Genomic DNA, 23,765 nt, shown 5'->3' on the forward strand with positions numbered 1-23,765 from the left:
TTATAGTTTATAGTAGCTGTAGTGGTAGGGAAGAAGCCCATTTCCAGTCTACGCTTCGGCCTACGCCCCGCAAGGGGTTAGGCTGTCCGCTCCGAAATAAATGTCGGGAGCGCTTCAAAAGTAGAGTTTCGAAGATGTACTCTCAGAGGTTGAAGCTGAAAACCCCCGCCATTCATTTCGGAGCTTGGTAGGGCTCCAGAGGCGCTAGGACTGGAAATGTGCTTCTTCCCAAGTAGCTAGTGTTTACTTCTTGAAAGCAGCATTCAAGAGGTCTATTTCTTTTTATTAAAAGAAGGTGGAATCCCGAACAGTTCGCAGAGGAAACAGGAGAAATAAGCGAAGATCTTTGGACACACCTACCGAGGCGCAGTGAAAAAAAGAGAAACTGCCTTTAGCGTCCACCTCTGAGAAGTCTCCTGGATCATCGACTTTGGACGCGGTTTCGCTTTTTTTCACGGAGCCGGGCACCCCCTGCTCCCGGGCAGGTGTTCCAAGAATCTGAGCGTTTTCTCCTGTTTCCTCCCCACCACAGCAGCTAGTCAGAGGACGACTCCCCCAATTCCAGCTTCAACTGCCCCATCCGCATTTCGCCCCATTCATACATCATTTCTACTATAGGCAATAAAGTCATACCCAACTCCGTCATGGAATACTCCACCCGCGGGGGAATCTCCGGGTATACTTCCCGGTGAACAATTCCGTCTTCGATTAGCTCTTTTAACTGATTCGTCAGCATTTTATGAGTGATTTTTGGGAACAGCCGTTGCAGCTCACTGAAGCGATGCGGGCCTTCTACCCCTAAATGCCACAGGATTACGACTTTCCATTTTCCGCTGAACATAGACAAGGTCAGCTCCTTGGAACAGGTGAAATCACCGTTTTTGATTTTTTCCAAGGTTTCTTTCCGCAAATCGGACATAGTTTTCTCCTCACAATTCTATCTTCGGTGCAACAGCTCTAGCAAAGCAAGCACACTTATGTTGGCCACGTTTCCCTCCATCATAAACCGTACGGGATGATTTTTCATTGAGTTTTCCGGTTCATCTTGACAGCGTTCATGAAAATGAAGATAATAAAAATAATAACTAAGTAAACAACTCGGAATACTAAAAATAAAAGAGGTGAGTTCTTTGGAACGGATTTTACAAATACCCAGCGACACGATTTCGTTGACGGCTATCCTGCATGAGCCTACATGCACAACAGGCAAGACCAGAGTGAAATACCCGTTGGTTGTCATTTGCCATGGCTTTATCGGCAGTCGGATTGGAGTGAACCGCTTGTTTGTAAAAGCTGCCAGAGAATTAGCTTCACACGGTTTTGGCGTACTGCGCTTCGATTACGGAGGCTGCGGGGAAAGCGATGGCGATTATGGGGCAGGTGGTTTGGATGTCTTGCTTGCGCAAACACGTGATGTTCTCGACCATGTTTTCACGCTGGAACAGGTAGATCAGGAGCGTGTGTGCCTGCTAGGGCATAGTTTGGGTGGTGCGGTCAGTGTGCTGACAGCGAGCCAGGATAAACGAATACACTCGCTCATTCTATGGGCACCGGTAGCACGTCCCTTCGATGATATCGTTCGGATCGTGGGGGAAAAGGAATACAAGGAAGCACTTTTATACGGCAAAACGGATCATTTGGGCTACGGATTGGAGAAGCGCTTTTTTCAGTCGCTCGGTACTGCTCTCCCGCTACGTCAAGCCAAGCAGTTTGAGGGAGATGTGTTAATCCTGCATGGCAATCGGGATGACGTCATTGCGGTGGATGCCATGTTTCACTATGAGCGAGAGCTGCATCTGCGGAGACGGGGGAGTTGCGAAACAGAAGTAGTTGTAGGGGGAGATCATACCTTTTCCTCGACGGACAGCTACAAGCGCTTGATAGCGAGTACGAAGAGCTGGTTGAATCGACTGGTTGAGAAGGAGACGGTTGCCGTATAAGAAAAAGGGATGGCCCTGGTGACGGGCTATCCCTTTTTTGCGATATTGGCTTTGATTTCGTTCAAAAGCCCGCGGCAACCCGCATTCACCAGGTCATATACATACGTGAATCGCCCCGTATAATAAGGGTCTTCCACATTTTGTTCCTGGGCAGAATCGGCAAAGTCGAGCAGGCGGTACACCTTTTTCCCTGAAGGCGCCATTTGCTTGAGTGCGGACAAATTTTCCTCATCCATGCAGACGATGTAGTCATACTCCGAGAAGTCCTGTGTGACAATTTGGCGAGCACGCAGTGTGTCATGGGCAATCCCATTCTCGGTCAACACTTTTTGTGTACCTTTGTGCGGAGGTTCACCTGCGTGCCAGCCACCGATCCCTGCTGAATCGATGGAGATTTCCCCAGCCAATCCCTCAGACTCTACGAGATGGCGAAATACGGCTTCGGCCATGGGCGAGCGGCAAATATTGCCCAGACAAACGAACAAAACGGTTGTCATATATACGTTCCTCTCTTCCTGTGTGTGATACTTCTGTATGTTAGAATACCATAAGGGGGCAATCTTCAATGAAAACATATCTGTACCGCATACGTTTTGTCATGGCTGTCATTGTTGTCACCGTTTTACCGATTATCATTACCGGAATCGTATTGGTAAAATCGGCAGAGCAGGCTTTACTGGCGGAAAAGAAACAAAAGCTAATCGCCATCACGCAGCAGCTGGATTTTGCGCTGTCGAAAGATTTTGACACCATCGTCGTAGAAGCTGGATTAGAAAAGACGGAAAAAGAGCACAAGCTTCAAGTATTAAACGAGAAAATGCAACCGCTTACAGATCGGATCGCTCTAGCCCACCCGGGAATTGGCGTCGGGTATTATTCCGCAGCTATAGATTCCATCGTGACGTATGGACCCAGCAATGAAATGAGCTTGTACATAGGACAATCGATTAGCGAAACCCATCCGGGTCGCAGTGTCATGCAGACAAGGCAGACTGATGTAGTAATCGGCGAACAAGTACGTGGCAACATCATGAACGCCATGGTTCCACTCATTCGCAATGATCAAGTGATCGGCTATGCTTGGGCAAATGAGCTCATGTCTACGATCGATATACAACTCGCGGGAATGCGACAAAGCATTTATGCGATTTTGGGCATTGGCTGTATGATCGCAGCAGCGGCCAGCGGTTTGCTCGTCCATCGCTTTGAAGTGATTTTATCAGAGATCAAGTCAGGGCTGAAGCGGCTTAGCCAAGACCTTTCCTTTCGCTTGAGGAAAATGGACGGAGAGCCTGGAGAAATTACAGGTGCGATCAACAATCTGGCTAGTGATTTGCAGGCTAGCCGTAGCCGCACGGAGACAATCATGAATAGCATGGACAGTGGGGTCCTCGCGTTGGATCAGAGCGGGCACCTGATTGCATGGAATGAGACAGCGATACATATGATTGGCTTCACGTCCGGTCGAGCAAAGGGGATGCATTACACGGAAGTTTTTACAGAGAGTGAGGCTCTCCTTCATATCCTGTTGGATACGCTGCAAAACGGTCAAGCAATCCGAGATGCGATGTGGCGTCATCAGCATCCGGACAGGGGCGTGCTCTGGCTAAAGGTCAGCTCTTCCATTTGGAAAAATACGACAGAGGAAGTGCTGGGGGCGATCGTCGTGCTGGAGGATCGCACACAATGGCGGAGGATGGAGTCAAGGCTGGCTCAAGCTGAGCGGCTGGCGGTCATAGGTGAGTGGGCGACTAGCATTGCCCATGAGGTACGCAATCCGTTGACGGCTATCAAAGCCTTCGCCCAGATCATCGAGGAGGAATGGCCAAAAGACCATGGCTCTCGGGAATACACAGGGATTATTGTGGAGGAAGTCGAACGTCTGAACCGCTTTACTGACGAGCTCTTGTTATTTTCTCGTCCCAATGAAGAGTCGAACGTACCTGTGCGCGTGCAAGAGGTAATCCAGCACACGCTTAAGCTGATGGAACATGCCGAGGGCTTCAACGGAGTGAATGTGCAGCTTGTTTATAACGAGGATATTCCTGCCGTGATGTCTTCACCAGAGTTGTTAAAGCAGGTGTTTTTAAATATATTGCACAACGCACTGCAAGCCAAGCCTATGGAAGGTCGTATCCAGATTGATATCAAAAACATAAATAATGATGTGCATGTCCAGGTGACGAATGAAGGCCCGCCTATTGCGGAGGAAAATCTGCTGGCTATATTCGAACCGTTTTTCACGACGAAGCAAACAGGTACGGGACTGGGACTGGCGATCTCCCAACGGATTGTGCAAGCGTATGGCGGACATATTTTTGCTCAAAATACCCCCGAAGGCGTTTGTTTCACTGTCGTACTGCCGATTCGGGCAAAAGGAGGATTGTGATGACGAGCAAAGTGTTGATCGTAGACGACGAGGCCAATGTGAGAAAGGCATTGTCAACTACACTACGCAAAATGGGATACGAGCTCCTGGAGGCTGGCAGTGGAGTAGAGGCTTTGGAACAGGTCGAACGCTTTTGCCCGCAAGTCATGCTTTTGGATCTGCGTATGCCTCATTTAGACGGCATGGATACGTTGCGCCAACTGAACGAGAGAAAGGGAAGGCTCCCGAGAGTCGTGATGATGACTGCCTATGGTTCCGCCAGTGACGTCATGGAGGCAATGAAGCTGGGAGCGTTTGATTATGTGCAAAAGCCATTTGACTTGGGGCAGGTCAAACAAGTCGTTGCTCATGCACTCACACAGGGAGAGCTACTTGAGCAAGGCGAAGTCGGGAAAGTTCTACAGGAAGAGCAAGCGAATCCAAACAGAACCAGCTTGATTGGCCTGAGTCCGGCTATGCAAAACGTGTACAAGCTGGTGGGAAAAGTAGCGATGTCTAAAGCCACGGTGTTGATTGAAGGGGAGAGCGGAACAGGCAAAGAGCTCATTGCAAGAGCGATCCATTCCAATAGCCCGCGGGCGGACAAGCCACTCATTCCTGTCAATTGCGGCGCGATTCCTGAAAATTTGCTGGAGAGTGAGTTGTTTGGCTATGAACGGGGTGCATTTACAGGGGCCGTTCATCGCAAGCAAGGACTGTTGGAGCTTGCGAATGGAGGTACTCTGTTCCTTGACGAAGTAGGAGAACTGAGCCTTTCTTTGCAGGTAAAACTGCTGCGGTTTTTGCAGGATCGCGTATTTATTCGGGTAGGGGGCATCGAGGCTATATCGGTTGACGTTCGCGTGATTGCTGCCACCAATCGTGATTTGCAGGAAAGAATTCGCCAGGAGCTTTTCCGCGAAGATTTATACTACCGGCTCAATGTCGTTCCGATTCGCATGCCGCCGCTTCGTGAGCGAAAAGAGGACATTCCTCTGCTAATCCGTCACTTTCTCGATAAATATGGAAAAGAGGCAGGGAAGCATGATCTCTGCTTGTCCGCTGCTGCCACGGAAGCGCTAATCGCCTATCACTGGCCAGGCAATGTGCGTCAGCTGGAGAATACGATCGAACGGGCTGTTGTTTTGACCAGAGGAGCAGTTATCGGTCACGAGCATGTTTTATCCCCCATTCAGAATAACAAGATGAGCGAACAGATCCCAGGCCATGGCAAAATCAGCTATGAAGGACGAACCATGCGGGAAATCATTGCCCAGGTCGAGCAGGAAGCAATTTCACATGCTTTGCGCAAAGAACGCGGCAACAAGCTACAGACAGCGAAAAGGCTAGGCATATCACGGCGGGCACTGCTCTACAAGCTGCAAATGTACGGATTGGATTCAGCAATAGGGGAAAGAGACTAATCGCCTGGTGTGCGCAAACAAGTGTCATACTGTGCAAAAAGTAGTCAGCATACAGAGCAAATGTTTTGAAAGCGTATTCATTTTCCTCGAAAAACAGATTGGCATCCCTCTTGCTATATCGGAAGGCATACGAACATGAATGCTTTTTGAAAAGGGGATGAAAATGTGTTTCAAGCTTTAACGAATGCTTCGGTCCGCATGGTGCAACGCTATTTGCCAGATGCCTTTTTATTTGCAATCATTTTGACCTTCCTCGTGTTTGTTGCCGGGATCGTCGTCAATGGCAAAACGCCGATGGAAATGGTCAACTACTGGGGAGGCGGCTTCTGGAGCCTGCTCAGCTTTACGATGCAAATGGTCTTGATCCTGATTACAGGTCATACGCTAGCCAGTACGAATATTTGTAAGCGTGGCTTGAATGCCTTGGGATCACTGGCAAAGACGCCAGGACAAGCGATTGTACTCGTCACAGTCGTTTCCTGTGTGGCCAACTGGATCAATTGGGGATTTGGGCTTGTCATCAGTGCGCTATTGGCACGCGTTCTTGCCAATCAAGTGGAAAAGGTTGACTATCGATTGCTCGTCGCCAGCGCATATGGCGGATTTGTCGTCTGGCATGGAGGGCTTGCTGGCTCTGTTCCTTTGACGATCGCTACGGAAAAGCATAGCCTGGAAAACATCATCGGTGTCATTCCGACCTCGGAAACGATGTTTTCACCAATGAATCTGACTATTGTAGCCGCCATTATGATTGTCCTCCCGATTGTGAACAGATTCATGATGCCTGCCGAAAAAGATACAATTGTATTCAAGGGCGAAGGGATCGCGCAACAAGAAATGGCAGCTGCGGATTCAACAATCGACAATACTCCTGCTTCCAAAATGGAAAACAGCCGTTTGATCTCGATTCTTGTTTCAGCACTCGGAATTATTTATTTGATTTACTATTTTGCTGATAAAGGCTTTAAGCTGAATTTGGATGTCGTCATCATGGGCTTCTTGTTTCTGGGTATACTCCTTCATGGGACACCGCGCAAGTTTTTGGCTGCCATGCATGAAGCGGTGAAAACCACGACAGGGATCGTCGTGCAGTTTCCGTTTTATGCGGGGATCATTGGGATGATGACGGCTTCTGGACTGGCTGCGAGTATCTCTCAATGGTTTATCAGCATCTCGACGCCTACTACCTTCCCGCTATTCACGTTTTGGAGTGCAGGCCTATTGAACATATTCATTCCTTCTGGTGGAGGGCAATGGGCAGTACAGGGACCAATCATGCTGCCTGTTGCCACTGAGCTGGGCGTTTCCCATGCAAAAGTCGCGATGGCCATTGCTTGGGGGGATGCGTGGACGAACCTGATTCAGCCATTCTGGGCATTACCTGTGCTAGCTCTAGCTGGATTAGGTGCGAGGGATATCATGGGCTACTGCTTGATGATGCTGATCGTGACAGGCGCCATTATCAGCTTGGGCTTCTTGCTTTTTTAGCGAAGCGCGCATCTTCATTGCCAATCACGGCGTTTTTTGATATGATGGTGAGAGTTACCCCAAGAAAAGAACTGCATATGTACGGAGTTTTCTAGGGTTCCGCGGTCAGTCATCTGGCCGGTCAGGACCGAGAGAAAACCCACGACCACGGTCGTGTACACGGAGGGATAAAAGCCCGGGAGGAATATCTGTGATGGTATTCACCCGAGGCTTTTTTTGCATTCGGAAAGACTGAGCCATCTTGGATGAGTATGTATTTTGGGGAACGATAAAAACGGATACGTCCGTTGCGATGAGCGAAAAAGAAAGAGGAGGGAGCCAGAAATGGGGAAATATTGGTTGATGGTTGTCGTAGCAGCAGTATTTGAAGTCATGTGGGTAGCGGGCTTGAAACATGCCGACGGCTTTTGGTCATGGGCGTTGACCATCCTAGCGATTATTATCAGCTTTGGTGTTTTGGTCTATTCAGGGAAAAAGCTGCCGACGAGTACGGTTTATGCGATCTTCGTCGGTTTGGGTACGGCTGGTACCGTTATTAGCGAAATGGTCCTGTTTGGGGAACCGTTCAGCTGGGCGAAAGTAGGCTTGATCGCACTTCTTCTGGGCGGAATCCTTGGGTTGAAGCTGGTCACACCGGATCATGAAGAGAAGCCGAAGAGGGAGGGTGAAGTGGCGTGACATGGTTATCCTTAATTTTTGCAGGGTTGTTTGAGGTCGTTGGAGTGATGGGGATTACACAAGTTAACCAAAAGCCTTCGTTCCGCTCGTTTGCGGTTCTGATCGGTGGCTTTTCTCTTAGCTTCTTCCTCTTGTCCTTCGCCATGAAAGAAATCCCTATGGGGACAGCCTATGCGGTTTGGACAGGGATTGGTACGGTAGGAAGCGCTCTGGTCGGGATGTTGTTCTATGGAGAAGCAAAAGACAAGCTGCGAATCTTGTGCATCGCCATGGTGATTATAGCTGTAGCAGGATTGAAATTAGTAGCATAAGGTAGCGGTATTAAGGAAAGGCAAAAGGCAGATATTCCCCTTCGGATGTCTGCCTTTTCTTTGTGTATATGTTCCATTTCTCATAAGGAACACTCCTTACGAATAGGGAATAGTAAAGAAAATCGTCTCGTTCAAGGAGGGAATGGCAACACCATGGGCTCTTTCTGGGCAACGCTAAAAAAGGGAAATACGTCCTCGGCGACAGCGGCCTTAGGGAACACAGGGCTTGCTATCGCAAAAGGCTTTGCGGCTGTCTATAGTGGGAGTGGAGCCATGTTTGCGTCGGCAATGCATTCGGTAGCCGATGCGGTCAACCAGTTCTTCGTTTTCTTTGGCAGCGTGCTTGCAGAGAAAAAACCGACACCGAGGTTCCCTACAGGCTTTGGTCGTGTCATTAACCTTTTCTGTATGGTCGCGGTAATCGTCGTAACCATCATGGCCTACGAAACTATTATCAAAGGCTTCCATCTCATTTCCGAGCCAGCAAAATCCAGCCACTTTTGGCTGAATTTCATCATTCTGTCTCTGGCGGTCATTGTGGATGGGTACGTACTCGTAAAAGCGATGTTCGAAATCGTTCATGAAGCGCGGGTGGAAGCGAAAGGCTTTGCTGTCATCCCAGCAGCCTTTCGGAATGTAGGACGTGCGGCTCCGCCGACACGACTTGTCTTTTATGAAGACATCGTAGCGACGCTCGGTGCGTTATTGGCGTTGATTGCCGTTATCGTCACTACGTTTACTTCCTTTGCCTTGCTGGACGGGATTGCCACGATTCTGATCGGGATTCTCATGGTGGGTGTGGCATTCAAGGTAGGGTACGACAACATGGTCGGTTTAATTGGTATTGCAGCTCCCAAAGAAATCGAGGATCGGGTAGCCAAGGTCATTTTTGCTGATCCAGATGTGACGGACATCAACAAGTTGCGGATTGTACAGGAAGGGCGTTTTTACCACGTGGAGAGCTACGTAGAGCTGCGGACTGGATTGAGCCTTGCTGTGGCGGACGATATTAAATACCGCATTCGCGACAGCTTGCTCACTGACCCGGATATTAGCGATGTGACGATGGGGATTTTGGAGGACAATGGCGAGGACGACTGGAAGCCACTTATGGGTCAGGGAACCACATAGACGAAAAAAAGCCCCGCACCAGCCATCTAAGCAGGTGTGGGGCTTTGGTTTGTGCTGAGGTGTGATGATTAGGAGACAGTCAACAGTTCCTGTTGCTCCGATTCATCTTTGTCCAAATGCGTAATCAGAACGCGTGTGACACGGTGATGATCCATCTGCTTGACGGTGAACAGGTGGTTTTCCCATTCTACTGTTGCACCAACAGCGATGTCTTCTTCGAGCTGGCTGTACAACCAACCACCAATCGTGTCTACATCTTCGGATTCGAGCTCAAACGGAAGATGGTCATTCAGATCAGCCAACACGAGCATACCGGATACGGAGAGGCCATTGTCCAGCTTCTCAATTTCTGGTCTTTCCTCGTCAAATTCGTCTTGGATGTCCCCGACGATTTCTTCCAAAATATCTTCCATCGTCACGAGACCGGCTGTTCCGCCGTACTCATCAATGACAATAGCAAGCTGCGAGCGGTTTTTTTGCATCAGACGCAACACCGTGCTGATTTCCATGGTTTCCGGTACGGTCAGGACAGGGCGGAGCAACGAATCCAGCTCTACGCTTCCCTCTTGTAAGGCAGAGAGGTAGAAGTCTGTCGCATGGACAAAACCAATGATGTTGTCCTTGTCCTCAGCTGCAACTGGAAAACGGGTGTGGCGCTGCGAGCGAATAATCTCCAGGTTTTCTTCAAAGGTATTCGTCGTATATAAGCAAACCATATCTATGCGCGGGATCATCGTTTCCCGAGCAACGGTTTCGGAGAAGTCAAAAACTTGTTCCACAAGGGCCAATTCGGTTTGGTCGATATGGCCACTTTGGTGACTTTGGTTGACCAGAAGGCGAATTTCTTCTTCTGTATGCGCCACTTCATGTTCTGAGATCGCTTCGAGTCCCAGACGTCTCATGAGAGCGTTGGCGGTTCCGTTCAAGAACCAGATTGCAGGGTAAAGCAATTTATAGAAAAACATCAATGGCGCGGCAACCCACAACGAGGTCATTTCTGCTTTTTGAATGGCCAATGATTTCGGAGCCAACTCACCCAAGACAATGTGGAGGAACGTAATAATCGCAAAGGCTACACCAAAAGAAATAGCGGAGATCGCATATTCAGGCAATCCTGAAGATCCAAGCAAAGGCTCCACAATCATATGGGCAATGGCTGGTTCCCCAACCCAACCCAGTCCCAGCGAGGCGAGAGTGATCCCGACCTGGCAGGCAGATAGGTAAGCGTCTAGCTTATGCGTTACTTTTTGGGCGTAGACTGCACGTCTGTTACCTTCATTCACCATCTGTGTCAGGCGCGTTTGCCGCACCTTCACGAGTGAGAACTCTGCGGCTACGAAAAAGCCGTTGAGAAAAACAAGAAATATAACAAGCAGTAGGTTGAGCACTATCGGGACGGTGTCCAAGTAAAAAGTCATCCTCTCTGGAATTTTATGAAAGTACTATTTTCTATTTTACTCTGATTGCGTGGAACGCACAAAAGCGATATACCACCATAGAGGGCGTTTCTGCCCTTTTGGTCGGCAAGAGCGACCCTCAGATAACCGTAGCGCACGTTTTTGCGCTCGGAGAAGGCCGCAGATAGGCATCCATTTTTGTCAAGCAACGCAGAGTGCAAGCGGTTACCTGTGCAGTATTTGTTGGGCGTAGACGAAAAACGCTGACAGTACAGCAGCGAGACCGAGATAGGCAACTAACACTTTCCACTTCGTAGAGGCAGGTGCATCGTAGTACGTAGTGAGCTGGTGCATTTGCTCATCCAATTCGGCTAACCTCTCTTGCGCCGCACGCTCTCCATCACGAAGAGTATCGGATGGGATCGGTCGGTTCGGGTCCGAATCGTAATACAGAACAGGCTCTCGTTCCCACAGTCTGAACAGTTCCCATTTTCTGTTCACATACACTTTATCGAGTCGCTTGAAGTCACGCTGAAGGCGTTGTTTGTCCTGCACAAATGGAACGTAAAATTTCTTCAAATCTTCCTGGTTGATCGCATTTACCTCGGCATTCATTTGCGTGCGAACATCCCATGTCGATTCCAGTGCGGGCCATTCGGCTATGCTTTGCTGGAAGTCTGCAATCCTATCGCGCTCGTATTGCAGGAGCTTTTGTTGATAGCTGCCACGTAGGCGGTTGTACCACGTAATCAAGCCGATGATGAAAATGATCACAGTAATCGGTCCTGGGTTGGCGAACAGCATAACCCCCAGCCCGACTAACCCGATAAACCAAATCTTCGTCGACAATACCGAAACGATGCGTCCGCCATCCAGCGGGGAGATAGGCAGCAGGTTAAATAAATTGAGCATGGCGCCCAAATAGATAACCAACCCCCAGAAAGGGTCCTGCGTATACCAATACAGTGGAAGGGCAGGCAAGAAAGCAATCATCCCCGCCAAGGGTCCGCCGTAGGCTAAGTACGCCTCTGTTTTTGCATCACGCGGCATGTCCTTCATGGCGATGAAGGCTCCCGCAAAAGGAATAAAGACAGCGGGTGAAGTCGCGATTCCTTTTCGTTTGGCGGCAATCACATGCCCCATTTCGTGGACGAAGATCAGATAGACGAGAGCTACGGCGAATTTCCATCCATAAAAAACGGCATACGCCCACAAGGTAATCCCCATGGATATAATGGTGGTTCCGAATTTCGAAAACTTCAGTAAGCTAAATATCCATTTTAAATTGGCAAGTAAGAAAGCACCGATCGCCAAAAGGACTGAACGGCTTTTTTTCATTGTTTTTCCTCCCAGAAGATATAGGCAGATATTCTTTCTTACGAATCAAAGAGAGAGAAGTTTCTGTCTAGTTGCCATCCAGACGAGGATTAGTGAAGTGAAAGCCGTACTCGCCATAGAGCGGATTGTAACTCAGTTGTCCCCCGTCGAAATACCAGAAATCAGTTGGACGAATGACAAATCGCAACCCCTCTACTTCAAACACAGCATCATCGGTGAGGGCCTCATCTTTTTCAATCGCATAAAACATGCCACCGGTTCCGGGGCCGCTTGTTCGTACATATAATCGAAGCGTATCTCCAGGTACAAACCCGGCATAACGTTGATAGGCAAGGGAAAACGCCGGCTCTATCGCAAGTGTGATACTCATGGACTAGCTCCTTTCTGCTACTTATCTTCTATTGTAACACAAGTCAGAGTAGTGTCCCGAGACTCAAGGTGCAAGCGCAATCCAAAAACACCCGTCCGGTCAGAAGTGCCTCTGCCGAACGGGCTTAAATGAAAAAGCTGGTATTAGTCCCTGCCTTTGCTCACGTCGAGGGTAGGATGCATAAAACGCGCTCTACCTGGTTCTTCTTGATCCTCAAGGAGCTCACGGTTTTCTATCGAGTTCCAGCCAATGTCATTGGTCGGATGTACCCACTCGTCTCCTGACATGATGGAGGGGTCGGTTTCTGTGCTCCAGTTGTGTAAGGGAGATTCCTTGGACTCGTACAAGCTGTCACCGATGACGACTCCGAACTCATTGACGAATGGCTTTTGAATCGTACGGGACGAGTTTTTGAAGTCAGGGGCACTGATTTGATGCGGCAGCGTCCCATCGAGGGAAATATCCTTCGTCTGATCGTTCTTTTGCTTCTCGTTATCCATCATCAGGACCTCCTTTTATCCCATAGCATGCATCAGTCACTAACCCCTTATTCGGTTTTGGAAGAGAGCTTGCGCCCAGCCAGCCTTCCAAGGGAGAGTGGGTTGCATTTTTTATTGAGGTCCGCTAATATCGTTACGTACTTCGTTTAGATAATTCTCTGTGTACACCATTTGGGAGCTGCTCAAGTTCTTGGGAGTTTTTCTCTTTTTTCTTTTGTTGATCTGGTCATAAATCACACCAAATACGATCAAGCCACCAACAATGGTTAATAAGAACGCCCACATTGGCATAAAAATCCCTCCCCCACGCGATGCTCGCTTTATATATTAGACTCATTTTTCTCCAATATGTTTCTCCTTATTTTTCCAATACCCTCGTTTTCTGAAGTATTTTACCATTTATATCCATCTGAAGATCCTTCAATTAAAGGAATCTCGGTCATTTATGCCACGACATCGAAAATCTCAGAATAGGTCAAATCTACTGGACCAAGTAATTAACATTCAAGCATAAGTAGCGAAAGACGCTTAAAAAACAAAGATATCGCGACCCACTAATGAAATGTATTTGATAATATGTGTAATTTATAGATAAATAATAATATTGAAACTGATTTACTTGGGGGAGGGAGCGACCATTTGTATTAAAGTGCGCTCTACGTTAGTAGGTCTTATTTACGGTTTGGTGACTATGTTTTTTTTGAGTTTTATCATTTCTTTTCTCGGAGATTTCGCAGCTGGAGGCATGTCGGTTGGGGGAGCATCGTTTGGGGGATGGTTATGGTTTTTCGCGACATCCCTATTTCCTGTCTCTGTTATTTCTTGTATTTCAGGTTACTTCCAGGCATTCAGGAACATTCGCGTATGGGGATATTGGGTTTTATGTGCTTTTCTAGGTTTTATAATCCCCCTTTTTATGGGGTCAGTTGGTGCTACGCTGATGCTTATATTAGAGTATGGCTTTGAGCGTGTAATGACCCCGTCACCAGAGATTACAGCGAATGATATCATGCATGACTATTTTAAATTAGCACCCCTATATGCCCTGATAGTACTACCAGTTACGACACCCTTTTTGGCTCTTTGGCTTAAAGGAATGCAAGCTTTTCTAACCTATGTTGAAAATAAGCGGAAAAAGGAGACCTTGTGAGCTGTAAGGATCGAGTCTCATTCGAATGCCTTTTATGACAGTTTTTGTGGGGGAATAACGGTGTGAATCGGCATTATTCCCTTCGTAATCAGTGAAAAAAGTGACGCAAAAGTTTCTTAGCGTAGGAAAAAGTGGCGGAGTGACCAATACGTTGATCGGGCTATTCGTATTATAAAAAATTTTAAAAAACCCTCCATTTGGGAGGGCCTAAGACTTAACTGCTTGCGAGTTCCTATTCTGAGCCCTTCGTTGTTTAATTTGTCCGCAAAAAGTAAAAATCGCCGAGCATAATGGCTGCCCGGCGGTTTTTTTGTTAGCGGTTTTCTTTTAGCCTTTCTTGTGGTTCACTATTAATGGAGCCGTCAGAGCGAACAGCCTCGGATTGGGCTTTGGGTCCTCGGATTTCAGCGGTTTTTCCAAAATCTTTTTCTTTGTTGCGAACCATGTGATGTCCTCCTCTTTGTGAAAGATGAAGATAGTATGACCCGGATGGGGCCAGAGAATGAGGACAGAATGAGGATAGGGAAAGGGTGGCAATTCAAATGGCAAAAAAACAACGAAAACCACAGCGTCAACCAGAGACAACAACTACGGCAGACGCGAAAAGCGGATTGAACAGTTTGAAGGATATGCTGAATGCAGATGCGCTCGGAGCACTCAAGCAGCTTGAAAAAGACATGAAGACAGAAGGCGAGCGTAAAGAAAGGGAAGCAGCTGAACAAAAGCGCCGGGAGCAGGAAGAGCGCGAGCGCAACAAGAGCTTTGCTGAACTTTTGAACGATTACGAGAAAAAAGGCGGAGGCAAGTACAGCTAATGCGAGATGGACGGCAAACGGACCGACCGGATACTTCCAAAAACGGTTTGATGAAAAAGCGGCAACAAGATATCAAGGACGAGTCCATAAAAGAACGGGGCCGGATGGTCCTCGGCCGATTGGGCAAAAAGGACCCGAAGAAGTGATTTTTTCTCTCTCATTCCCATATAGCTAGGAGTGAGGGGAGGGAGGTCATGGGGACAATCCTGCTCCTGTTTAGCCTCTTGTGTGTGGCAGTAGGGACCTGGAAGTTAATCGGGATCTACAAGGCAGAAAAGGCTGACAGCAAGCCGCTCTGGTGGACAGTCGCGAGCGTGGGGATTGCGCTTTTTTTTCTTTTGAAGCTGGTAACGGATACGTTGCCAACATAAACAAGCACCTGTAGCCAGAGAGCTTACAGGTGCTTGTTTTTTCTTCAAGGAAAGAAAAAATGGCTAGCCATTTTTCATTATTCGTAGCGCAGTGCTTCAATTGGATCGAGCTTGGCTGCCTTGTTGGCCGGATAGAGGCCAAAGAAAATACCGATGGCACTGGAGAAGCCGAATGCGATAAATACGCTGTTCCAGGACATAAGTGGCGGCAACTGTGCAAAATAGGCAATGATCGAAGCGATACCAAGGCCGAATAACACCCCGATCAACCCACCGATCAAGCAGACGATGACCGATTCAATCAAAAACTGAATCAAAATATCTCGTCGGCGTGCTCCTAATGCTTTGCGAATTCCGATTTCGCGAGTACGCTCTGTTACGGATACGAGCATGATGTTCATCACGCCGACGCCGCCAACCACGAGGGAGATACCTGCGATGATACTGAAGATCAGCGTCAAGGTGCCCGTCATTTGATTAAACTGATCCATCGATTCCTGCATGCTGCGAACTCTGTAATGGTCTTCCTTTTGATGCTTGCGGCTCAAGTACTGTTTGACCTGCTGCATGGCTGGGTCGACAGACGCTTTGTCGATCGCTTTTCCCATGATCATTTGGACAGATGGCTCTTCCTGCAGGCTCATTTCGTAACGGATGGGAATAATCGCTCCATAGCTCGTTGCCATATCAAACTTGAACTTCTCTTCCGTGTACGTCCCGATTACGACGAGAGATTGATTTCCCCAGCGAACGCGCTGACCAATCGGGCTCATTTGACCGAACAGCTTTTGAGCAAGAGCCTCCTCTAGAACGATGACAGCGCGTTGCTCTTTGTCATCGACCTCGTTGAAAAGTCGTCCTTTTGCCACCTTCAAGGTTGATTGCATCGAAAAATAATCAGCAGTGGAGGCGGTGAGGTTGACGCGCTCTTCTTTTTTCGGGCCCTTCAAATCAATCGTACTGGAGTTGGAAGGCACGATGTATTCAATGGCAGGACTAATCCTGCCGAGCACCTCGGTATCTTCCACGGTCATATCTTCTGAAGCTATCTCTTCTTTTGTCTCCCAATTGATGAAGACGTTAAACGTGTTTTGCCCGAACTTTTCCATCTCTTCGTTGATGGCTTTTTGTCCACCTTCACCGAGTGCCGTGACGACAATAACGGAGGTAATCCCGATGATGATCCCGAGCATGGTCAAGATCGAGCGCATTTTGTTCGCCCAAATACCTTCCACGGCGGTGTTAAAGCTTTCCATAAAATTCATGTGACAATCACCTCGTCAGACGGCTTGGAGAATATTCGCTCCGTAACCTTTTCATCGCGAATGATCACGCCATCCTTGAAAGTCACAATCCGCTCAGCGTGCTGGGCGATATCCAATTCGTGGGTAACCAGAATGATCGTAACGCCCTGCGCATGCAGCTCCTGAAACATGGCCATGATTTCGACCCCGGAGCGGCTATCCAGATTTCCCGTCGGTTCGTCTGCCAACAGGATGGCTGGTTTATTGACCAGTGCTCTGGCAATTGCTACACGCTGTTTTTGACCACCGGATAGCTGGGTTGGTTTATGATCCATGCGTTCAGCCAGTCCCACTCGCTTGAGTGCTTCTGTAGCCCGTTTGCGCCGTTCTGAGCGACTGACATTGGCGTACATCATCGGCAGCTCTACATTGTGCAAGGAGGAAGAGCGGGCGAGTAAATTAAACGATTGGAACACGAAGCCGATCTTTTGGTTGCGAACAACGGCGAGCTCCGTATCCTTCAAGCTGCTGACCTCAATGCCGTCTAACATGTACGAGCCAGAATCTGGACGATCCAGACAGCCTAGCATGTTCATAAACGTCGACTTCCCTGATCCTGATGGCCCCATGATGGCAACGAATTCGCCTTGTTCCACCAGCAGGGAGACACCTTTTAAGATGGGCAGTACGGTATCACCCGTCTTGTATGCTTTCGTCAAGCCTTCTACATGAAGCATCGTCGGCTGACCTCCTTCTTTACGTGTTACATGCCCATTGGTGCGCCGCCGCCACTCATCGGCATGACAGGTGTTCCTTCAGTCAGGGATTCGACAGGGCCAAGAATCACTTGCTCATCACCGTTAAGTCCAGACTTGACGTGAGAGAACAACTCATTTTCCATACCGGTTTGGACTTTCTGTTTTTTCGCCACACCATTAGCAGATACCCAAACAAAGGTGCTGCCGTCAGCATCTTGCTGTACAGCCTCGATTGGCACTTGCAAGGCATTATCGATTTTTTCGACGGAGATGTTGATGTCCACATGGAAGCCAGGCTTCAAAGCAGATAGATCTCCAGATGGCTTGAGGGTAACTTTGACGCGTGTTTTTTCACCTTGCCCCGACTTAGTGGCAGTAGTGATCGCGGTTGGAGAGATGCGCGCTACTTCCGCATTCAGCTTTTTCTTTCCGAGTGTCACGCCTTCAATCGTGGCAGATTGACCGATTTTGAGCTTGTTTACATCGGATTCGTTGATATCTGCTTCAACCAACAGATTGTTCAGATTGGCAAGGGTCAAGATTTCTGTTCCCTTGTTGACGTATTGACCGTTATCAGCTGCAACGCCAATGACGGTTCCATCCATAGGTGCTACGACGACGCTTTGGACACGTTCTTTATTCAACTGTGCTTTTTCTACATTCAGCTTGTTGATTTGGGCTTGCTGAGCGGCAATGTCTTCCTTGCGTGGCCCTTTTTGCTTGAGAGCGAGCTGTTGCTTGGCGACATTCAGCGTAGATAGAGTACTTTCCATTTGTGATTTCAACTTGTCCAGCTCTTGCTGGGTAGAAGCGCCAGAAGTGAATAATTGATTCATCCGGTCATATTCTCGCTTTGCCGCATCGTATTCACGCTGGGCTTGGGAGACACGTTCTCTGTCCTGTGCGACTTCTTCCGGCTCGTTGCCGATTTGTGCCTTGGCGAGGTTGGCTTTGGCCAATTCCATTTGCGCTTCCAGCTCAAGAATTCGGCTATCGACATCAGAAGTGTCGATTTTCGCGATCACTTGCCCCTTTTTCACCTTGTCGCCTTCCTTGACGACAAACTCACGTAAGGTTCCAGTGACGTTGGCGTACTGTTTGAGCTTGTCTTCTACGGTGACGAGCCCTGATGTCAAAACCTTGCTTTCCAAAGCTGATTTCGTTGGTGCGCCGATGTTGACAGGCATTCCCATAGCTTGTTGCGATCCCATCATGGAAAACGCAACGCCCCCGATGCCCAGGAGGACTACGACGGAACCGATGATCCACCATCGTTTTTTCATGTTCATTCTCCTTGCTTTGGTAAGAACCATATTATTTCATTGCTCGAAAGGGTTTTACGGTAGTGCTGGAAAAAGGTAACATAAAACGCCGAATGTTCACATTCTGGACACATTTAAACGCATTTTGATACGTTTTATCGGGAAGTTCTTTGCCGCCAATTGCCGTGATATCATAGATAAAGATGAGATGACGTTCCTCGGAGGGGAGCTATGAACAAAACGATTCGTTTTGATTACGCCAACGCTCGAGCCTTTGTCAAACAGCATGAGTGGGAGCAGCTTTCTCCAGCGATCGAAATTGCGCATCAAATGCTTCATTCAAGGACTGGACCCGGCAAGGATTATCTTGGTTGGGTCGATTGGCCGGAACAATACGACCAGGATGAGTATGAGCGAATACGCCAAGCGTCAGTTCGGATTCAATCAGATTCAGATGTGCTTCTGGTGATTGGCATCGGGGGATCGTATCTAGGGGCAAAAGCGGTGCTTGACATTTTGGGCCACAGCTTCTACAATTTGCTGCCGAAGTCCAAGCGACGCTTTCCAGAGATTTATTTTGTGGGCAACAATATTAGTCCGATTTATATCTCTCATCTGATGGACGTATTGGAAGGAAAAGATGTGTCCATCAACGTCATTTCAAAATCGGGCACGACGACTGAGCCCGCTATCGCGTTTCGACTTTTTCGGGAATGGCTGGAAAAGAAATACGGACGTGAAGAGGCCAAAAAACGAATTTACATTACGACGGATAAGCAGCGAGGAGCCCTGAAAAAGCTGGCGGATGACGAGGGCTATGCGTGCTTTGTCATTCCGGATGATATCGGTGGGCGATATTCAGTCCTGACTGCGGTTGGATTGTTGCCGATCGCTGTAAGCGGGGCGAACATGGATGCACTCATGCAAGGGGCCAGGGATGCACGCGAATGCTACATGGTCATGGATTTGCGCGATAACCCATGCTATCAGTATGCGGCGATTCGCAATGCACTCTATCGAAAAGGCAAGACAGTGGAGCTATTGGTCAGCTATGAACCGCAGTTTCGCTACTTTGCGGAGTGGTGGAAGCAGCTTTTCGGGGAATCGGAGGGCAAGGACGGCAAAGGAATTTTTCCGGCTTCTGCCGAGTTTTCAACGGACTTGCACTCGTTGGGTCAATACATACAGGACGGCATGAGGCATTTATTTGAGACCGTTCTGTCTGTGACGAAGCCCCTTGTTGATTTGACTGTCCAGGAGGATCCTGCTGACGTCGATGGATTGAATTTTTTGACTGGCAAACGAATGGGGTATGTCAATAAAAAGGCTTTCGAGGGAACAGTGCTGGCCCATGTGGACGGCGGTGTACCGAATCTGCTTGTGGAAATACCGGAGGCGACAGCTTACTATCTCGGTGGACTGATTTACTTTTTTGAAAAGGCATGCGGAATCAGCGGCTATTTGCTAGGCGTCAATCCGTTTGATCAGCCAGGGGTGGAGGCGTACAAGGCCAATATGTTTGCCTTGCTGGGCAAGCCGGGCTACGAGCGGCAGAAAGCGGAACTGGAGGCTAGATTGCGCGAGAATAAGACGTATTTGACCGTCGAGGAGACAGCCGCCTATTTGGAGCTTCCTGAGACGTTTATTATGGAAAAAATCAAGCAGGGACGCATTCGTGCTGTTCATGACGGCAATGAGTACATCATTAATAAAGAGCAATTCAATCATCATCTGGAGGAAATTCGCAAGCTCCAGGAGTTCGAGGATGCTGCACGTCATGAACCGATTCCGGAGAGCTACGATGTGAAGGATGAGGATTAACCAGCGGACGTGCTTGTCAGATGGCGGCAAACAGGACTATACTTACAAAGGAATATCATAATGAACAAGCAACTTGGGGAGTCCTTCATGCGGGGCTGAGAGGATGGAAGCAATCGACCATCGACCCATTGCACCTGATCCGGATCATGCCGGCGCAGGGATACGGTTGCCGGCAGACAGCGCTTTTTCGCTTGATTGTTACCTATGCGCATGTAGCCCACCTTTTCCTGCTCGGGAACTGGTGGGCTTTTTGTTATGAAGAAGTGGGTATGTGGCTGTAGGGGAGAGAAGAATATTTCCAGTCTAGGCTCAGGGCTCCGTCCTGCTGGGGGCTGGGACTGCCCGCTACGAAGGGATTCGCGGGGAAACGCAAAAGTGGTAGCCGCTTCGTAGCCCGGGCACGGTTGCGTTTCTGTTGCCCGCGAATCCCTTCTCCGCTCGGTAGGACTCCACAAGTCGCTACGTCTGGAAATATTCTTCTCTAGCGTAACTGATTGCGTTCTTCAACATTTTTAAAGCTTTAAAAGATCGGATAACACGAAAGGCTCGTAGAGGAAACAGGAGAAAAAAGCGAAGATCTTAGGGACACCGACCGAGACGCAATGCAAAAAGCGAAACACGCCTTTAAGCGTCCACCTCTGAAACACATCCTTGAAGATACCACTTTGGACGCGGTTTCGCTTTTTGCATGGAGTCGTGCAGAGGGTCCCCCAGGGGGTGGCCCTAGAAGCTGAGCGTTTTCTCCTGTTTCCTCCACGCCACAACAGCAACGTTCAAGACGTTCTTAATCAACAGGGTGAGGAGAGAAAAAAGATGAGTGATTGTCTGGTAGTGGGTGGAGGAATTATCGGATTGAGCTTGGCATACGAGCTGTCACGTCGCGGGGTGAGCGTGATCTTGGTTGAGCAGGGCGAATGGGGAGGGCAGGCGTCTTCTGCTGCGGCCGGAATGCTTGCTCCTTTGAAAGAATTCACAGCATCTGGACCGATGCTCGATTTGGGCATGGAGTCACTTGCGCTATACCCGGAATGGGCAGCAGAGCTGGAAGAATTGACTGGCGGAGATGTACAGCTAAGCTTGGATGGATTGCTGACCGTCGCGTTAAATGAGGAGGAAGTCCAGCAGCTCGCTGACAAGTACCGTTGGCAAAAAGAAGCGGGCCATGCTGTACATTGGCTCTCGAATACATCGCAAGTGAAGGAAATAGAGCCGCTTCTGACCGATCAAGTGCAAGCGGCCATCTACTCGCCGTACGAAGGACACATCAACAATCGAATGCTTCTTCGCGCCTTGGCTATTGCTTGCCAATTGCAAGGAGTCAAGATGTTATCTGGCTGTGTGGTAAGCGGGATTGCCGTGAAAGGCGGAAAAGTGATCGGGATCGAGACCTCTTCAGGGTCACTGCGTGCCACACAGACCGTGATTTCCTCAGGAGCGTGGGTTGGAATGATGCTGGAGATGCTTGGTGTTTCCGTACCGATTCGACCTGTACGCGGGCAGATTGCAGCCGTCTCTTCTGTGGGCATTCCGTTGCGAACGGTGATTTTCGGAACGACAGGCTACATCACCCCGAAAAAGGATGGGAAAATTGTCCTTGGTGCGACTGAGGATGAGAGTGGCTTCCAGCGAGACGTTACAATGGCAGGTTTAGCGAGTATCCTGCAAGGGACCATGCCGTATGTTCCTGCGCTTCACTCCGCTACCTTTCTGGAGGCGTGGGGTGGACTTCGACCTGCGACCCAAGATGGCAAGCCGCTCTTGGGCCCCGTTCCTGGCTGGGAAGGGCTGTCGATCGCAGGCGGACATTTTCGCAATGGCATCTTGCTTTCTCCTGTCACTGCAAAAGCGATGGCGGACTTTGTGGAAAAAGGGGAGACGGAGCGCCTTTTGCCATTTTTACCTGCCCGCTTTCTATAAATTGGGCTAGTCACGCCTAGATTCTGGTAACCTCCCCATGGGCACTTGTATATGGTAATAAAGAAACACCAGAAGGGGAGGAGTTTCCATGCAGTCTGATTCTGAAAAAAACCTGTATCAGGCTGACATTCAGTTTGTCAGCCTGTTAAAGGATATGCGAGAAAATGTGCACAACATCTGCAAGGAGCACGTGGAGAAAAAAGTGCGCATCGAAGCACTTGACGGGCAAGTGTTTGAAGGCGTCATTGTCGATTATGATGATCAAAACGTATACGTAGAAGTTGTCGACCAGGATGCGGAGGAAGAAGAAGTTTTCGAAGAGGATGATTATGAGAACTATGAGAACTATGAGGACTACAATCCTTATCAAGTAATGGAAGTGGCGCATCGGCAGCCGTATGGACGATGGGGGCAGTATCCTGATTATTACTTTCAATATGTGAGCTATAATCCGTATGCAGGTTATCCTCCCTACGGCGATCTTAGTCCTTATGGAGGCAATCCGTACTTTCCGCAGGTAAGTCCCTATGGCGATGAGTTTAATCCATACAGTCAGGTAAGCCCTTTCGGCAGTTCCAACAACTCACGGGTCAGCCCGTTTAGCAGCAGCAATCGTCCCGCCCCCCAAGTCAGCCCATATAGCAGCAGTAACCGTCCCGCTCCCCAAGTCAGTCCGTATAGCGAGCAGAAACCGCAAGTAAGTCCTTGGGAGCAAAATCTATCGCCATTTCCACCATTCTCGCCGTATCCGCCGTTTTTTTGTCCGCCGCCACCACCCCCCCCACCGCCATATGTTTTGCCAAAAGTCCAAGGGAGAAGACGTAGAAGATGCCGGAACGGACGTAGAATCATTCCATTGGCACTCTTTACACTCCTGACAATTGTCTTGATTTAATGGTGGGGAACTTACAAGCCTCTCAAGGCCATCAGGGCTTAAGAGGCTTGCTGCTTTTTGTAGATGTGAGAGTACAACCCCGCCTTTTGTCACACACTACGAACAAAAGGTGGACGTTTCTCATAGAATAAACAAAGGCAGGGATTGACGATGCAACAAATAAACAGCAGCTTGCCAGGTACTCGGGCGACATTTGGCTATTTTCGTGAAGCGCTTCAGCCGCATTTTACATTATCCAATTGGGATTATGAGCAAGGGTACTTCGACCGGGCGCTGGATGATAAAAACATGGTCTATTTGCGCCTGCCTGTAAAAGTATTGCAAGGCGAGCTCGATAGCCCGGATGCATGGCTGGAACTGGGGCGGCCGTTTGTGATCCGGCATGTGTACCAGACTGGGGTAGAAGAAGATATCGGCTACACGGAGGCGCTCGCTTCGGGTTTGATGAATCAGTTTCAAGAGCCGGTAGACAAAGACGCACAGATTGATTCGAGATGGATTCGAAAAGCAGAGGCGGTTGTCAAAGAGCTGGAGAACCGCCTCGCGTGAGACAGGCCGCCGATAGGCCTGTTTTTTCTTGTTCATGG

26 protein-coding genes, 1 pseudogene and 2 riboswitches are annotated in these 23,765 nt (G+C 48.9%); of the genes and pseudogenes, 16 read left to right on the forward strand and 11 right to left on the reverse strand.

Annotated features, from left to right (window positions below):
• Positions 1 to 535: 535 nt before the first annotated feature.
• On the reverse strand, positions 536 to 919 hold the full coding sequence (locus ODZ53_RS21085) for a winged helix-turn-helix transcriptional regulator (RefSeq protein ID WP_372679798.1): 384 nt from the start codon (positions 917 to 919) through the stop codon (positions 536 to 538).
• 202 nt (positions 920 to 1,121) lie between these two features.
• Here ODZ53_RS21085 and ODZ53_RS21090 point away from each other — a divergent pair, with 202 nt between their 5' ends.
• Complete coding sequence (locus ODZ53_RS21090) at positions 1,122 to 1,940, forward strand: alpha/beta hydrolase family protein (RefSeq protein WP_372679800.1); 819 nt, start codon at positions 1,122 to 1,124, stop codon at positions 1,938 to 1,940.
• Positions 1,941 to 1,966: 26 nt separating this feature from the next.
• Here the strand turns inward: ODZ53_RS21090 and ODZ53_RS21095 are convergent, their stop codons facing one another.
• Complete coding sequence (locus tag ODZ53_RS21095) at positions 1,967 to 2,437, reverse strand: low molecular weight protein-tyrosine-phosphatase (protein WP_064202359.1); 471 nt, start codon at positions 2,435 to 2,437, stop codon at positions 1,967 to 1,969.
• A gap of 68 nt (positions 2,438 to 2,505) precedes the next feature.
• Between ODZ53_RS21095 and atoS the strand changes: the two genes are divergently transcribed.
• The 6 genes from atoS to ODZ53_RS21125 all read left to right on the forward strand — a co-directional run bounded on the left by atoS (position 2,506) and on the right by ODZ53_RS21125 (position 9,340).
• A complete protein-coding gene (gene atoS, locus ODZ53_RS21100) occupies positions 2,506 to 4,329 on the forward strand; it encodes a two-component system sensor histidine kinase AtoS (protein ID WP_372679803.1) in 1,824 nt (607 codons plus the stop codon).
• Positions 4,329 to 5,732 carry a sigma-54-dependent transcriptional regulator gene (locus ODZ53_RS21105; RefSeq protein ID WP_372679805.1) on the forward strand — a complete coding sequence of 468 codons (1,404 nt, stop codon included), beginning with the start codon at positions 4,329 to 4,331 and terminating at the stop codon, positions 5,730 to 5,732. Before atoS ends, ODZ53_RS21105 begins: the two co-directional genes overlap by 1 nt.
• A 165-nt stretch (positions 5,733 to 5,897) precedes the next feature.
• The gene (locus ODZ53_RS21110; RefSeq protein WP_372679807.1) at positions 5,898 to 7,220 is read left to right on the forward strand and encodes a short-chain fatty acid transporter; all 1,323 of its coding nucleotides are present in this window, start codon (positions 5,898 to 5,900) and stop codon (positions 7,218 to 7,220) included.
• A gap of 80 nt (positions 7,221 to 7,300) precedes the next feature.
• Positions 7,301 to 7,404: riboswitch (guanidine-I (ykkC/yxkD leader) on the forward strand.
• Between the two features lie 140 nt (positions 7,405 to 7,544).
• The gene (locus ODZ53_RS21115) at positions 7,545 to 7,898 is read left to right on the forward strand and encodes a DMT family transporter (protein WP_064202356.1); all 354 of its coding nucleotides are present in this window, start codon (positions 7,545 to 7,547) and stop codon (positions 7,896 to 7,898) included.
• Complete coding sequence (locus tag ODZ53_RS21120; protein ID WP_016738882.1) at positions 7,895 to 8,209, forward strand: DMT family transporter; 315 nt, start codon at positions 7,895 to 7,897, stop codon at positions 8,207 to 8,209. The genes ODZ53_RS21115 and ODZ53_RS21120 overlap by 4 nt, the downstream gene beginning before the upstream one ends.
• 153 nt (positions 8,210 to 8,362) lie before the next feature.
• Entirely contained in the window at positions 8,363 to 9,340 is a 978-nt protein-coding gene (locus ODZ53_RS21125; protein WP_064202355.1) for a cation diffusion facilitator family transporter, read from the forward strand.
• Between the two features lie 68 nt (positions 9,341 to 9,408).
• On the opposite strand, the gene ODZ53_RS21130 is transcribed toward ODZ53_RS21125, so the two are convergent.
• The 5 genes from ODZ53_RS21130 to ODZ53_RS21150 all read right to left on the reverse strand — a co-directional run bounded on the left by ODZ53_RS21130 (position 9,409) and on the right by ODZ53_RS21150 (position 13,236).
• Positions 9,409 to 10,746, reverse strand: coding sequence for a hemolysin family protein (locus ODZ53_RS21130; protein ID WP_372679810.1), 1,338 nt, complete (start codon positions 10,744 to 10,746; stop codon positions 9,409 to 9,411).
• 216 nt (positions 10,747 to 10,962) lie between these two features.
• The gene (locus tag ODZ53_RS21135; protein WP_372679812.1) at positions 10,963 to 12,075 is read right to left on the reverse strand and encodes a site-2 protease family protein; all 1,113 of its coding nucleotides are present in this window, start codon (positions 12,073 to 12,075) and stop codon (positions 10,963 to 10,965) included.
• 67 nt (positions 12,076 to 12,142) lie between these two features.
• A complete protein-coding gene (locus tag ODZ53_RS21140) occupies positions 12,143 to 12,445 on the reverse strand; it encodes an iron-sulfur cluster biosynthesis family protein (protein WP_016738886.1) in 303 nt (100 codons plus the stop codon).
• Positions 12,446 to 12,588: 143 nt separating this feature from the next.
• Positions 12,589 to 12,945: a DUF3905 domain-containing protein gene (locus ODZ53_RS21145; protein ID WP_199927578.1), complete on the reverse strand. Its 357-nt coding sequence runs from the start codon at positions 12,943 to 12,945 to the stop codon at positions 12,589 to 12,591.
• Between the two features lie 111 nt (positions 12,946 to 13,056).
• Entirely contained in the window at positions 13,057 to 13,236 is a 180-nt protein-coding gene (locus ODZ53_RS21150) for a hypothetical protein (protein WP_106654141.1), read from the reverse strand.
• A 400-nt stretch (positions 13,237 to 13,636) separates the two neighbouring features.
• Here ODZ53_RS21150 and ODZ53_RS21155 point away from each other — a divergent pair, with 400 nt between their 5' ends.
• Entirely contained in the window at positions 13,637 to 14,095 is a 459-nt protein-coding gene (locus ODZ53_RS21155; protein WP_372680084.1) for a hypothetical protein, read from the forward strand.
• A 313-nt stretch (positions 14,096 to 14,408) separates the two neighbouring features.
• Here ODZ53_RS21155 and sspK read toward each other — a convergent pair whose 3' ends face one another.
• The gene (gene sspK, locus ODZ53_RS21160; RefSeq protein ID WP_007724732.1) at positions 14,409 to 14,540 is read right to left on the reverse strand and encodes a small acid-soluble spore protein K; all 132 of its coding nucleotides are present in this window, start codon (positions 14,538 to 14,540) and stop codon (positions 14,409 to 14,411) included.
• A 97-nt stretch (positions 14,541 to 14,637) separates the two neighbouring features.
• Here sspK and ODZ53_RS21165 point away from each other — a divergent pair, with 97 nt between their 5' ends.
• The 3 genes from ODZ53_RS21165 to ODZ53_RS21175 are packed head-to-tail and all read left to right on the forward strand — an operon-like array spanning position 14,638 to position 15,281.
• On the forward strand, positions 14,638 to 14,910 hold the full coding sequence (locus tag ODZ53_RS21165) for a DUF3886 domain-containing protein (RefSeq protein ID WP_372679815.1): 273 nt from the start codon (positions 14,638 to 14,640) through the stop codon (positions 14,908 to 14,910).
• Positions 14,910 to 15,056 (forward strand): hypothetical protein, encoded by a 147-nt coding sequence (locus ODZ53_RS21170; RefSeq protein ID WP_007724729.1) that lies wholly within the window; start codon positions 14,910 to 14,912, stop codon positions 15,054 to 15,056. The genes ODZ53_RS21165 and ODZ53_RS21170 overlap by 1 nt, the downstream gene beginning before the upstream one ends.
• A 48-nt stretch (positions 15,057 to 15,104) precedes the next feature.
• Positions 15,105 to 15,281, forward strand: coding sequence for a hypothetical protein (locus ODZ53_RS21175; RefSeq protein WP_007724726.1), 177 nt, complete (start codon positions 15,105 to 15,107; stop codon positions 15,279 to 15,281).
• Positions 15,282 to 15,358: 77 nt separating this feature from the next.
• On the opposite strand, the gene ODZ53_RS21180 is transcribed toward ODZ53_RS21175, so the two are convergent.
• The 3 genes from ODZ53_RS21180 to ODZ53_RS21190 are packed head-to-tail and all read right to left on the reverse strand — an operon-like array spanning position 15,359 to position 18,566.
• A complete protein-coding gene (locus ODZ53_RS21180) occupies positions 15,359 to 16,546 on the reverse strand; it encodes an ABC transporter permease (protein WP_016738889.1) in 1,188 nt (395 codons plus the stop codon).
• Positions 16,543 to 17,262 (reverse strand): ABC transporter ATP-binding protein, encoded by a 720-nt coding sequence (locus tag ODZ53_RS21185; RefSeq protein ID WP_007724719.1) that lies wholly within the window; start codon positions 17,260 to 17,262, stop codon positions 16,543 to 16,545. Before ODZ53_RS21185 ends, ODZ53_RS21180 begins: the two co-directional genes overlap by 4 nt.
• Before the next feature lie 26 nt (positions 17,263 to 17,288).
• A complete protein-coding gene (locus ODZ53_RS21190) occupies positions 17,289 to 18,566 on the reverse strand; it encodes an efflux RND transporter periplasmic adaptor subunit (protein WP_372679819.1) in 1,278 nt (425 codons plus the stop codon).
• A gap of 210 nt (positions 18,567 to 18,776) precedes the next feature.
• Between ODZ53_RS21190 and ODZ53_RS21195 the strand changes: the two are divergent.
• From ODZ53_RS21195 to ODZ53_RS21215, 5 genes and pseudogenes are all read left to right on the forward strand, one after another.
• Positions 18,777 to 20,126 (forward strand): annotated as a pseudogene (locus ODZ53_RS21195) (glucose-6-phosphate isomerase); the annotation flags it as partial.
• Positions 20,127 to 20,141: 15 nt separating this feature from the next.
• The gene (locus ODZ53_RS21200; RefSeq protein WP_306299208.1) at positions 20,142 to 20,366 is read left to right on the forward strand and encodes an excisionase family DNA-binding protein; all 225 of its coding nucleotides are present in this window, start codon (positions 20,142 to 20,144) and stop codon (positions 20,364 to 20,366) included.
• Positions 20,367 to 20,430: 64 nt separating this feature from the next.
• Positions 20,431 to 20,547, forward strand: a riboswitch (TPP riboswitch).
• Positions 20,548 to 21,179: 632 nt separating this feature from the next.
• The gene (gene thiO / locus ODZ53_RS21205) at positions 21,180 to 22,283 is read left to right on the forward strand and encodes a glycine oxidase ThiO (protein WP_372679821.1); all 1,104 of its coding nucleotides are present in this window, start codon (positions 21,180 to 21,182) and stop codon (positions 22,281 to 22,283) included.
• A gap of 88 nt (positions 22,284 to 22,371) precedes the next feature.
• A complete protein-coding gene (locus ODZ53_RS21210) occupies positions 22,372 to 23,178 on the forward strand; it encodes an LSm family protein (RefSeq protein WP_372679823.1) in 807 nt (268 codons plus the stop codon).
• A gap of 150 nt (positions 23,179 to 23,328) precedes the next feature.
• Positions 23,329 to 23,727: a YugN-like family protein gene (locus ODZ53_RS21215; protein WP_012684629.1), complete on the forward strand. Its 399-nt coding sequence runs from the start codon at positions 23,329 to 23,331 to the stop codon at positions 23,725 to 23,727.
• Positions 23,728 to 23,765: the final 38 nt, after the last annotated feature.

Source organism: Brevibacillus sp. BD137, assembly GCF_041644655.1.
Classification (GTDB): domain Bacteria; phylum Bacillota; class Bacilli; order Brevibacillales; family Brevibacillaceae; genus Brevibacillus; species Brevibacillus brevis_D.

What these genes read in the sequence shown, in the direction of transcription:
- ODZ53_RS21085 (WP_372679798.1), bottom strand. Translation starts at nt 919, where the DNA reads ATGTCCGATTTGCGGAAAGAAACCTTGGAAAAAATCAAAAACGGTGAT.
- ODZ53_RS21095 (WP_064202359.1), bottom strand. Translation starts at nt 2,437, where the DNA reads ATGACAACCGTTTTGTTCGTTTGTCTGGGCAATATTTGCCGCTCGCCC.
- atoS (WP_372679803.1), top strand. Translation starts at nt 2,506, where the DNA reads ATGAAAACATATCTGTACCGCATACGTTTTGTCATGGCTGTCATTGTT.
- ODZ53_RS21105 (WP_372679805.1), top strand. Translation starts at nt 4,329, where the DNA reads ATGACGAGCAAAGTGTTGATCGTAGACGACGAGGCCAATGTGAGAAAG.
- ODZ53_RS21115 (WP_064202356.1), top strand. Translation starts at nt 7,545, where the DNA reads ATGGGGAAATATTGGTTGATGGTTGTCGTAGCAGCAGTATTTGAAGTC.
- ODZ53_RS21125 (WP_064202355.1), top strand. Translation starts at nt 8,363, where the DNA reads ATGGGCTCTTTCTGGGCAACGCTAAAAAAGGGAAATACGTCCTCGGCG.
- ODZ53_RS21135 (WP_372679812.1), bottom strand. Translation starts at nt 12,075, where the DNA reads ATGAAAAAAAGCCGTTCAGTCCTTTTGGCGATCGGTGCTTTCTTACTT.
- ODZ53_RS21140 (WP_016738886.1), bottom strand. Translation starts at nt 12,445, where the DNA reads ATGAGTATCACACTTGCGATAGAGCCGGCGTTTTCCCTTGCCTATCAA.
- ODZ53_RS21145 (WP_199927578.1), bottom strand. Translation starts at nt 12,945, where the DNA reads ATGGATAACGAGAAGCAAAAGAACGATCAGACGAAGGATATTTCCCTC.
- ODZ53_RS21150 (WP_106654141.1), bottom strand. Translation starts at nt 13,236, where the DNA reads ATGCCAATGTGGGCGTTCTTATTAACCATTGTTGGTGGCTTGATCGTA.
- ODZ53_RS21155 (WP_372680084.1), top strand. Translation starts at nt 13,637, where the DNA reads ATGTTTTTTTTGAGTTTTATCATTTCTTTTCTCGGAGATTTCGCAGCT.
- sspK (WP_007724732.1), bottom strand. Translation starts at nt 14,540, where the DNA reads ATGGTTCGCAACAAAGAAAAAGATTTTGGAAAAACCGCTGAAATCCGA.
- ODZ53_RS21165 (WP_372679815.1), top strand. Translation starts at nt 14,638, where the DNA reads ATGGCAAAAAAACAACGAAAACCACAGCGTCAACCAGAGACAACAACT.
- ODZ53_RS21170 (WP_007724729.1), top strand. Translation starts at nt 14,910, where the DNA reads ATGCGAGATGGACGGCAAACGGACCGACCGGATACTTCCAAAAACGGT.
- ODZ53_RS21175 (WP_007724726.1), top strand. Translation starts at nt 15,105, where the DNA reads ATGGGGACAATCCTGCTCCTGTTTAGCCTCTTGTGTGTGGCAGTAGGG.
- ODZ53_RS21180 (WP_016738889.1), bottom strand. Translation starts at nt 16,546, where the DNA reads ATGAATTTTATGGAAAGCTTTAACACCGCCGTGGAAGGTATTTGGGCG.
- ODZ53_RS21185 (WP_007724719.1), bottom strand. Translation starts at nt 17,262, where the DNA reads ATGCTTCATGTAGAAGGCTTGACGAAAGCATACAAGACGGGTGATACC.
- ODZ53_RS21190 (WP_372679819.1), bottom strand. Translation starts at nt 18,566, where the DNA reads ATGAAAAAACGATGGTGGATCATCGGTTCCGTCGTAGTCCTCCTGGGC.
- thiO (WP_372679821.1), top strand. Translation starts at nt 21,180, where the DNA reads ATGAGTGATTGTCTGGTAGTGGGTGGAGGAATTATCGGATTGAGCTTG.
- ODZ53_RS21210 (WP_372679823.1), top strand. Translation starts at nt 22,372, where the DNA reads ATGCAGTCTGATTCTGAAAAAAACCTGTATCAGGCTGACATTCAGTTT.
- ODZ53_RS21215 (WP_012684629.1), top strand. Translation starts at nt 23,329, where the DNA reads ATGCAACAAATAAACAGCAGCTTGCCAGGTACTCGGGCGACATTTGGC.